The 8849-nt window shown below is 39.7% G+C and carries 15 protein-coding genes; 6 read left to right on the plus strand and 9 right to left on the minus strand.

What is annotated here, in order from left to right; translation table 11 throughout:
* Positions 1 to 2 precede the first annotated feature (2 nt).
* Positions 3 to 371, minus strand: coding sequence for a hypothetical protein (locus R7P80_RS00745; protein WP_229623895.1), 369 nt, complete (start codon positions 369 to 371; stop codon positions 3 to 5).
* A 54-nt stretch (positions 372 to 425) separates the two neighbouring features.
* The gene (locus R7P80_RS00750) at positions 426 to 773 is read right to left on the minus strand and encodes a hypothetical protein (RefSeq protein ID WP_187027481.1); all 348 of its coding nucleotides are present in this window, start codon (positions 771 to 773) and stop codon (positions 426 to 428) included.
* Between the two features lie 123 nt (positions 774 to 896).
* On the opposite strand from R7P80_RS00750, the gene R7P80_RS00755 reads away from it, so the two are divergent.
* Positions 897 to 1373 carry a macro domain-containing protein gene (locus tag R7P80_RS00755; protein ID WP_045592387.1) on the plus strand — a complete coding sequence of 159 codons (477 nt, stop codon included), beginning with the start codon at positions 897 to 899 and terminating at the stop codon, positions 1371 to 1373.
* Positions 1374 to 1475: 102 nt separating this feature from the next.
* Here R7P80_RS00755 and R7P80_RS00760 read toward each other — a convergent pair whose 3' ends face one another.
* From R7P80_RS00760 to R7P80_RS00775, 4 genes are all read right to left on the minus strand, one after another.
* Entirely contained in the window at positions 1476 to 2192 is a 717-nt protein-coding gene (locus R7P80_RS00760) for a hypothetical protein (RefSeq protein WP_318096411.1), read from the minus strand.
* 119 nt (positions 2193 to 2311) lie between these two features.
* The gene (locus tag R7P80_RS00765) at positions 2312 to 2866 is read right to left on the minus strand and encodes a hypothetical protein (protein WP_021485493.1); all 555 of its coding nucleotides are present in this window, start codon (positions 2864 to 2866) and stop codon (positions 2312 to 2314) included.
* Between the two features lie 19 nt (positions 2867 to 2885).
* Complete coding sequence (locus R7P80_RS00770; RefSeq protein WP_020330700.1) at positions 2886 to 3104, minus strand: hypothetical protein; 219 nt, start codon at positions 3102 to 3104, stop codon at positions 2886 to 2888.
* Positions 3105 to 3106: 2 nt separating this feature from the next.
* Positions 3107 to 3802 (minus strand): hypothetical protein, encoded by a 696-nt coding sequence (locus tag R7P80_RS00775; protein WP_318096414.1) that lies wholly within the window; start codon positions 3800 to 3802, stop codon positions 3107 to 3109.
* 77 nt (positions 3803 to 3879) lie between these two features.
* Here R7P80_RS00775 and R7P80_RS00780 point away from each other — a divergent pair, with 77 nt between their 5' ends.
* Positions 3880 to 4212 (plus strand): hypothetical protein, encoded by a 333-nt coding sequence (locus R7P80_RS00780; RefSeq protein ID WP_318096416.1) that lies wholly within the window; start codon positions 3880 to 3882, stop codon positions 4210 to 4212.
* Between the two features lie 76 nt (positions 4213 to 4288).
* On the opposite strand, the gene R7P80_RS00785 is transcribed toward R7P80_RS00780, so the two are convergent.
* The 3 genes from R7P80_RS00785 to R7P80_RS00795 form a co-directional block, all read right to left on the minus strand.
* Complete coding sequence (locus R7P80_RS00785; RefSeq protein WP_273981096.1) at positions 4289 to 4777, minus strand: hypothetical protein; 489 nt, start codon at positions 4775 to 4777, stop codon at positions 4289 to 4291.
* Between the two features lie 10 nt (positions 4778 to 4787).
* Positions 4788 to 5222, minus strand: coding sequence for a hypothetical protein (locus R7P80_RS00790; protein ID WP_048516526.1), 435 nt, complete (start codon positions 5220 to 5222; stop codon positions 4788 to 4790).
* Positions 5223 to 5314: 92 nt separating this feature from the next.
* Positions 5315 to 5728: a hypothetical protein gene (locus R7P80_RS00795; protein WP_116921067.1), complete on the minus strand. Its 414-nt coding sequence runs from the start codon at positions 5726 to 5728 to the stop codon at positions 5315 to 5317.
* Between the two features lie 244 nt (positions 5729 to 5972).
* Between R7P80_RS00795 and R7P80_RS00800 the strand changes: the two genes are divergently transcribed.
* From R7P80_RS00800 to R7P80_RS00815, 4 genes are all read left to right on the plus strand, one after another.
* Positions 5973 to 7400 (plus strand): DNA cytosine methyltransferase, encoded by a 1428-nt coding sequence (locus R7P80_RS00800; protein ID WP_140294269.1) that lies wholly within the window; start codon positions 5973 to 5975, stop codon positions 7398 to 7400.
* Positions 7401 to 7457: 57 nt separating this feature from the next.
* The gene (locus R7P80_RS00805) at positions 7458 to 7706 is read left to right on the plus strand and encodes a hypothetical protein (RefSeq protein WP_085762264.1); all 249 of its coding nucleotides are present in this window, start codon (positions 7458 to 7460) and stop codon (positions 7704 to 7706) included.
* 100 nt (positions 7707 to 7806) lie between these two features.
* Positions 7807 to 8025, plus strand: a complete 219-nt coding sequence (locus R7P80_RS00810; RefSeq protein WP_020330690.1) for a hypothetical protein — start codon at positions 7807 to 7809, stop codon at positions 8023 to 8025.
* 90 nt (positions 8026 to 8115) lie between these two features.
* Complete coding sequence (locus R7P80_RS00815) at positions 8116 to 8832, plus strand: hypothetical protein (protein ID WP_054389051.1); 717 nt, start codon at positions 8116 to 8118, stop codon at positions 8830 to 8832.
* The last annotated feature ends 17 nt before the right edge of the window (positions 8833 to 8849 follow it).

Below are 8849 nucleotides of genomic sequence, written 5' to 3' on the forward strand. Positions count from 1 at the left end.
TTCTAGTATTCTGATGTGCCTACCCATTCACCTTTTTGGGTAAATGCGTTCCATGTATCACCTGCCACATCGTGACCCGAGAACTCCATTGCCTCAAGATCAGATGCTTTTCCAATCCAATTTGCCTCATTATCTTTTGGCATTTCAGTTTCTAGCAGATCGGCAAAAACATGAATGACCTCATCTTTAGGAACTGGACGCATAAACTTGAATGGCTGAGCAACACTGGTCTCATTAACAAACACAATCTCTTGACTGTCATTCACAACCCAGACTTTTTCTGAGTAATACTCAAGATGCTCCTTAGAGCCAATGCGTTGCTGCAATACCTCTTTTGTGTTTTTGTTAATCAGTTGAACAAACCCAAACATAACGCCTCCTAAAAGATGTGCGCCCGACCTTTTCAGGCGCGTAGTAAATCCGTGTTATTCGTCTTCTTCTTTACAGAATGGACAAGCCTTACATGAAAAGCAGCCAGGACAACCGCAACCATTACCACCACAATCACAGCAGTTGTAATGTTCATGGCAGCAATCTCCATTACCATCCATCTCTTCACACATGTTTTCTAGGATTTCACTGATACCTGCCTCTACACGGCTTAGAGCGTCTTGAGTTTTAAATTCAGGTGAAACCATAAGAGTTCCATCAGCGACAGCGCAACTGTAAATAGTCACTTTACCGCTACATCTCTTCAAGTATTGGTTAATCAGTACCAATTTACCTTTACGATTAAGTTCTGGACTTGAAATGGTTAGCTGTAAGTTACTCATAGTATTTCCCCGTAATTTCATGTTTTTAATTATACATATTTAATGGTTAAATTCAATAAATTAATTTTGTTTTTTATTAAATAAAAACCGAGTAATATGACTAAAAACGAAAGAGTAAATGCTATGAAGTATGAAATTGTAGAGGGCGATCTTATTGGTCAGGACGTTGACGTGATTGTTAACGCTTGGAACAGAAACATTATTCCTTGGTGGCTGCTTTTACCTCAAGGCGTTAGTGGTGCTATTAAGAAAGCCGCAGGCACAGCCCCATTCAAAGAGCTGGCGAAAGCGAGGGCAATTCCATTAGGCGAAGCCAGGATGACAGGGGCAGGGCAATTAGCCTACAAAGCGATCATTCATGTGGCTGGCATTAATATGCTATGGACAGCATCAGAGAAGTCTATACAAGATTCAGTAATAAACGCGCTGAAACTCGCATCAGATAGCGGGTTCGACTCTGTAGCCATTCCTATTATAGGGGCGGGTTCTGGTCGATTTTCAGAGCTACAGGCGCTTGAGATAATAGAGGAAACCATATCCCGAATGAACACTCGTGACATTCGAGATATGAGAGTTGTGATTGTACGCTTTAAGCGCTAACTGACATTCTCTTTAGTTTTTCACCCAGACGACCAATGCATATTATCAGGTAAGTTCTGGCAGGGCTTACGGAGCGACAATCTCTGCCGCTCCTAAAATTTCTTAGCAAGACTCTGGCTTGCAACCTTTCAAACTTAACAATTCCGCTTTCGCTTGCGTATATTGAACCGTTTGAGTTGCCGAGTAATTATCATTGCTTACAGCACGGCAGTATCGATCAAAAGCGCCTTGCAAGCGTTCTGCTTGTTTAACATCAAAACCACCAAGCTTTTTAAAGTCCCATGACTCAATAATTAGGCTAGGGGTGATAGATTGCTCACTGAATTTAACGGTGAACTTACCTTCAATCAAATTACTTTCTAAATCTGAAGGGTTTTTCACATCGCATTCAGATAAGTACGAAATGAAACCATCTACGCTTGGGTATTCACAGAACTTTTCTGACAGCTCTCGCGACAACTCGTGATCAAAGCCTAACCATTCACCCAATTTTAAACCTTCAACGTAAGGGATCACAAAATCAGGCATCGTACTTGAGCATTTAAGGTTTGGATGCAATTCATGAAGCGGGTTGCAATCAGGAGTAATAGGCTTAACAAATTGACTAATACTATACAGATTGAATGAACTGCATTTTGTAAGATCCGCCATGCACATTGGTGAATCTTCATCGTCATCCATGTCATTAAAACCTAAATCTGCTTTGATTTTTTCAAAGTGAATATCATCCACTTCAACAGCTTGCAGGTAAAAAAATGAAAACGGTTTGCCTTCTTCCGCTTGAGAGACAATAGCTGTATGAGCTGCGATGAATTTCATAACGAATGCCTTTTGTTAATTCGATTTAATAATTTAATTATACACGAATCGAACGCAGAGTAAATAAAAAAGACAGCCTCTAGCTGTCTTTCTGTGTTTTTAACTGAAAAATGTGACGTTTATGAGTTAACTAGGCATACCTTTCCATCTTTAAAGGTAATGCTCGCAGGCTCAAAATCAACTAATTCAAGATTTCTTTGGTATTGCTCAATCACTTTTTTAGCATTTGAAAACTTAATCTCATAATTAGAAAAGTCAGGTTTAAAGTTTAGGTAAGACTCAATCCCATATCCTTTACCTAGAAGCGCATCAAAGATTTTTTGGGTTTTATTCAGATCTTTACTGACGGATGCTGTTAGTTGCTCATGCTGCTCTTTAGTGTAAAACCCTGCTGATGCCAATTCATCAATGACAGCTAAAACCTGATAGCCGTAGATATTCATAACTGGAACAGAAACAGCACTTCTCTGACCTGATAAAACACCGATCACACCTTGCGCACTTCCGAAACTATTACTTCCACTATCGCCAAAATGAATCTGTAAGTGTGGAGGCTTAATAGAAACAGCTTCATGTACAATCGCATCAATTTCATGAACCACTGAAGAGTTAACGATGGCTGCTTTCACCATACATGCAGGAATTTTCGAACCATTAATAAACACTGACTTCATTAGAAATTACCTCGTTAATTCAAGATGCATTTTTTAACTTGCTTTTTTTACGCCACTTCTCGACAAAGCCATGATTAACAAGCGTGTTATAAGCAGTGACAGGAATACATAAGTCCTTTAGAGCCTGCTTGATTTCGGCAACTGTTTTGCCTTCAAAAATCATCGATTTTACTAACGGCTTCGCTCTATCGGCTTCACTCAGCCTTTTCCACATGGCTGTACGCGACTTTGATTTCATACCTATTCCTCATCATCATCCTGATACTCTGACACAATCGCTAGAAATTCTTCTTTCTTGTCTGCAAGACAGAAGTTCTCGATAAACTGAATCATAATCTCAAATGACTCTTGAGTTACATTACCTTTTGTACCGAATACACCGCAATTTAACGGAAGTCCGAGTTTTTGGCGAAGCTCTTCGTTTTGTACAGACTCCAGATTTAACCCTCCGAAGTAACAAACATCGAAGATAAATTCATTTTCAGAGCCTGATTCATTGTAATATCCAACAACAATCTCCCAATACTTTTCATTACCCAAATCGGCAATGCAGAAGCGGGGTAAAGCATCGTTGTGCCATGATAGATCTTCAAGTTGCTCAAGTAAGTCCACCAGCTTTTTAGGCACACCTTCAAAAGCATCACGACCAAATTCGTAAGCCCAATTTGGCATCATTTGACGCAAGGATTTCCTTGCTAAATCACTGGCTGAATCCGCAGACATCGGATTAATCATGATATTGTTTAGCGCCAAGAATCCAATCAGAAGCTCTTTATCAGCGCTCTCTTCATCGCTGAAATTAGGATCTACTTCAAGCATGGCTTTTGTCGCAATCATGCGCTTTTCGTTCATAGTTTTATTATGGTGTGTACATTGTGACAATGCACTTACTACGATGTCGTACTTACGCTGTAAATCTTCTGTGCGGATTTTCATGACTGCCTCTACCAGTTCGTATCTTATGTTTACCAATATACATCTTTAATAATTAAAAGTAAATAAAAAGATTTAAAATGCGGGTGATTATATTTGTTTATTTATTGCGCTTAAATCAGTATAATGCCTGTAAAATCAATAAATACGGTCAAGCCATGAATGAATTTAATCGTGACCCGTTTCGCTATAACCCAGACGAGGAAGCGGAATTGGAGGTATTGAGAAATCAAGTGAAAAGTCAAAGGCGTGAGCTTTTGAGCTTAAAAGTTCAGCTATTTAAGATGAGAGTTAAGTGTGTTGCACTTGATATTGAGAACGCTTGTTTAAAGCTTCAAAATGCTTACCTAACTTTTAGGGTAAATCAGCTAACAAAGCGTAGAGAGAGTTATGAAAGACGATTTTACGCTTAAGCGTTAGTGCCAGATCGTTGCTGGCACTAGATGGCTGAAGTTAAACTCTGTGAAAAAATATCGTTGGACTATCTAACTAACCACCACTTAATTGAGACAGTTGCTTTTGATACATTTCAATATCAGACAATACATTTGACAACTTCACTTCATTTGCTGAAAAGTTTTCTTTGAAATTTGTAAAATTACAAATTGCAAAGCCATCCCTCACTTTGTCATCAAAAACCTTCTGGATTTTATTTAGCTCAGCATTTAATTGTTCAAGCAAATACTCAGACTCTTCCAGAGTATAATAATCAAAAGAACGAAGGGTTTTAACAGCATCTGCGGCTGGATATCCGTAAACATTCAATGAAATCAATTCCGAACCCATGTGATCTTGAATTGATTTGGCATTTTCATTACAAGCATTAACTTTGATTTGCAAGCATGGCGGAATAATTAAAACAGTAGAGTTAATTGCTGTCTTAATATTTTGCACATGAGCAGGTCTATAAAAAACCGAATCAATTTTATCTAGCTTGAATTTACTACCACTGATAAATAAAAACTGTTTAGATTTCATAGGAAAATCTCTACATGGAAAATACAATTTCACAAGCCAGCTCGATAGTTCGCTCATCATACTCGGTTTTACCCGTTCTAAGCGCATTCTCAGCATCTTCACGAGACATATTAGAGAAGAACATGCAAACGTGGATCGCGTTATTTAGGGACTCTAAATCCACATTAATGAAATCCGAATGGAAGAATAATACATCTAGCTGTGCTGCTTGAATTCGAAAGCTCTCAGAGACTTCCTCGATAGCCAGGAAAGCGCCTACCAGGTCGAATCCTGGATTCGAACGTTTTTCAGGAACTAACCCAACAAACAACTCAAAAATAGGGCTAGGCAATCCGCCAATGGTCACGCCATTGGTCGCTGCACAGCACTCACAAAGCGCCTCGTTATCAACGAATTTAGCTTCAAAAATTTCCATCTGACAAGAGCAGCGGTCACAGGTAAGCATGGGTAATTCCTAGTTTCTTGATTTGTTTTTATTATACATGAAATACATTGCAAGGCAATATTTAATTATTTAAAATCACCTTGCGTAGATAGCTACTGTCCTAGTAGCTCTTTAACAGTTGGTCTGTCATCTTCAGCTAAAAAGTGCTTATTGATATCTTCTACACAGACTGCTTCGCAATCTGCGATTAAACGAATGCGGTCTTCTGTTAGGCTTAGCCATGCTTCAAGTCGCTTTTCTCGCTTTGAGACTTCCGAATTGTCGATCTGACCATTATTAATAATCCAAGGCGCGGAAATACGGTCAATATCGCAGCCACCAAACAACTGATAATGTAAGTTCAGCAGGTATTTTACCGCATGGTAAGTGAAGGTGAGCGGTCTTAGCTCCATTTGAGCGGTATAGCCTTGTAAGATTTTCACAATATCAGTGGATAGCAAGCCACCATGATCGGTAATCAGCGTTCTCACTTGCTCCATTAATGGATTTTCATTAGGTCGAATCATATTATCCTCTTGACTCTCTGAATACATTTTACCCCTAGTGTCCCATGTCCTGAGACATAGGACAGCCTAGAATTAAGCTGCCTTACCGAAAGCTCTTTTGATTTAATAGTTTAATTATACATATGTAGTAACCAGAGTAAATACTAAAAACTCTATTTTTTTGATTTTAATAATTAAATTTCCTTTGACTTTTATCCTTAGAAATGTATAATTTAACCATAAACTAATAAAGAGAGACACCGCCATGTTACTGATTAATAAAGGCATCAACTTACACACCAAGCGCAACAGCAGCGAAGTTCAAAAACGTGTATGGTTGGAAGGCAAGCGCTTTGCAAAATACGCGCCTATCGGTATGGGTCTGAAAATTACCGACAATGACGAAGAAATCGTTATTGATTTTGTTGACCCGAACAGCGAAGAAGCGACACGAACAGTTTCTAAGCGTAAAGCTCGTGGCGACTATGTTCCACTGATTGAAATCAATGAGTGTAACTCAGAATTACTAACCAAAATGAGCGAAGACGAAGTTTTGCGCATTGTGGTAAAGGAAAACGGCATCCGTATTCGCGCTAATAAGAACACTGTGGCTAGCCGCAGAAAAGAGCGTGAAGAAAGCATTAAGTACAACGTAGCGAACAACATTCCGCTTGATATGGGTTCAATTTTCGCTGGTGGTGGCACATTCGATCACGCTGGACACGAAGGTTTTGAATTATCTGGCTTGAGTACAGTTGTTCGATTTGCGATTGATAACGACCCTGATTGCATCGAAAACTTAGCTACAAATGTGCATCATGTGTTTGATAGCCGCTCAGTTTTGATTGAGTCAGATATCTCCCTTTTGAACGTTGGAAATGGCGCTCTTCCTAAGCTAAACCTGCTTAAATTAACGCCTCCATGCACAGACGCTTCAAAAGCTGGAAAAGCAAAGAAAGGCAACAAATTTGAAACCTCAAAAACGGCTCATCTAATCTACTACTACAGCCAGATTATTGAGCGCACAAACCCTGCATATGTAATTGTAGAAAACGTGCCATCGTTCCAAAATGAGGTAAGCTTCCACCTACTGAGAGCACTACTTGAGTCGTGGGAATACAAGATTCATTTGCGCGTAATCAACTCGCATTCAGAAGGCTTTTCACTGGAAACTCGCGAGCGTATGTTCCTTGTTGCCGAGTCTGCGGGACTTGATTCAGGCTTCGACCTTGACCATGTTTGCCCTATCTTTGAGCGCAAAGGTGTGCTTGGTGAAATCTTGGATGATGTACCTCTTGATGATGATTGCTGGAAGTCAAAACAGGGACTGATCGAAAAAGAGAAGCGTGACCGTGAAGCGGGTAAGGGCTTCCGTATGCAAATCTTTAACGAAGAGTCTACCTATATCGGCACTATCCGCGCTCAGTACACTAAGTCAGGCAGTTCTGATCCACTAATCAAGCATCCAGAGAAAGACCTGTTCCGACTAATCAACAAGGAAGAACACTGCCGATTAAAGAGCTTACCAGAAAGTTTTGTTGAGGGTTGGCCTGAGACGACTGCTCATAAATTCCTTGGCAATGGCTTGGATGGCATGACAGCAAAATCCATCACTTTTGAGCTAGGTCGCTGCATTGGGCTTCTCAATATCAGAGAAGCAGCAAATCAACAGCTAGAACCACAAGCAGCATAATTTTAAGGCACTCAGTCATAATTGGCTGAGTGTTCCTCTTTTTAGGAGCTTAACACCATGAAAAACACCTTTAATCTAACCATTTTCTTGCCAGAATCAAAAATCGACCCAAGTCAGTATCGTGTCTCACATAACGACCTTAAAAGCGCCTCATTTTCACGCTTGGACAGCGAAGAGGGAAACCCTTGCGCCATCTATCAAGTCGAAATGAATAAGCCTTACAACGCCCAAGATTTAGAGGGTGAGTTTTGCGTAACCCATCCAGAATATGACGTAATGGGAGTGGATGTTTTTGTTGATGAGTAATCTTTTTAATTAAACAATTAAATTTATATTGACCCGCAATCTTATAAGTGTATAATTGAGCACATAAAGTTAATTATGAATTTAGTTTAGGAACACCATCATGGAAGCAGTTGCATCACCTTATGAAATTGGTAAAAAGGCTTACCGCACTGGCATTTCAATTCCTGCTCAAGACAAGTCTTTTATGAACTGGCTAGCGGAAAATACAACTGGCGAAGTTGGCACAGCAATTGAACCATTAAAAGAGTGGAAAAAGGGCTTTGACGAAGAGCTTGAATTGGATTTGAAATTGAATTTTCCAGAGAATTTCGACGAATAAATACCAGACAGGGGGCGCATGTTGCCCCTTGTGTATTTGATCCTTATACTGCTTTTTCATCTTCAGGCTCAAGACGATTTAAGGAAAGCCATGTTTGAACTGATTAAAACCTTTGTTCTAGTGATTGTTCCTTCGCTCATGTTTAGCCTGACACTTCAGGAATACTTTCAAAGTAAATTCGAAAGACAGTTGTTTGTCGATAGAAAGCCACTGTATCGCCTCGCATTGGCTTTCACGGCAAGCTTTCCGATGAATCTAGCCCTTATCATTAACGCCTATTCTCCAGCGCATTACAGCTACTTAGAAGCAGCTTTATTGTTTGTCCTTAGTGTGACTGCCACTACAGCCATTATTATGCGCCGTTACAACAATATTGAGTATTTCGGTACATACTGTGTACATTACTCAAAGAAAAAGTCATGCAAGACGGCTACAGTACATTTTACGCCTAGCGTGAATGCCAAGCTTGCTAGAAAAGGTTTTTCCAAGCATTCAGAATTCAAAAAGTTGTATCACGACATTCTTTTTGACAGCCTAGATAAGATCGATAGCGATACATCAATCATCACCATTAAATCGCCAATGTTGAGAGCAAGCAGTCAATCTAAAATCGCCAAGGCTTTTAAAGACGATCCCCGAGTGCTAAGGGTAGAGAGAAAAGGTAAGAAAAACCTATTTATCAACCTTTACTATTTTGTATTTCTCTCTTGCTTACTACGAACGCCTGTAAAGCTGCGAGACGTTTACACGATTAATATCGTACTCAGTCACAATAATAGCTCAGCAATGGAAACTCACAGCGTATAAACTACTCTCGAATAAGA

Origin of the sequence: Vibrio sp. 2092, assembly GCF_033339635.1 — a bacterium.
Taxonomy (GTDB): domain Bacteria; phylum Pseudomonadota; class Gammaproteobacteria; order Enterobacterales; family Vibrionaceae; genus Vibrio; species Vibrio alginolyticus.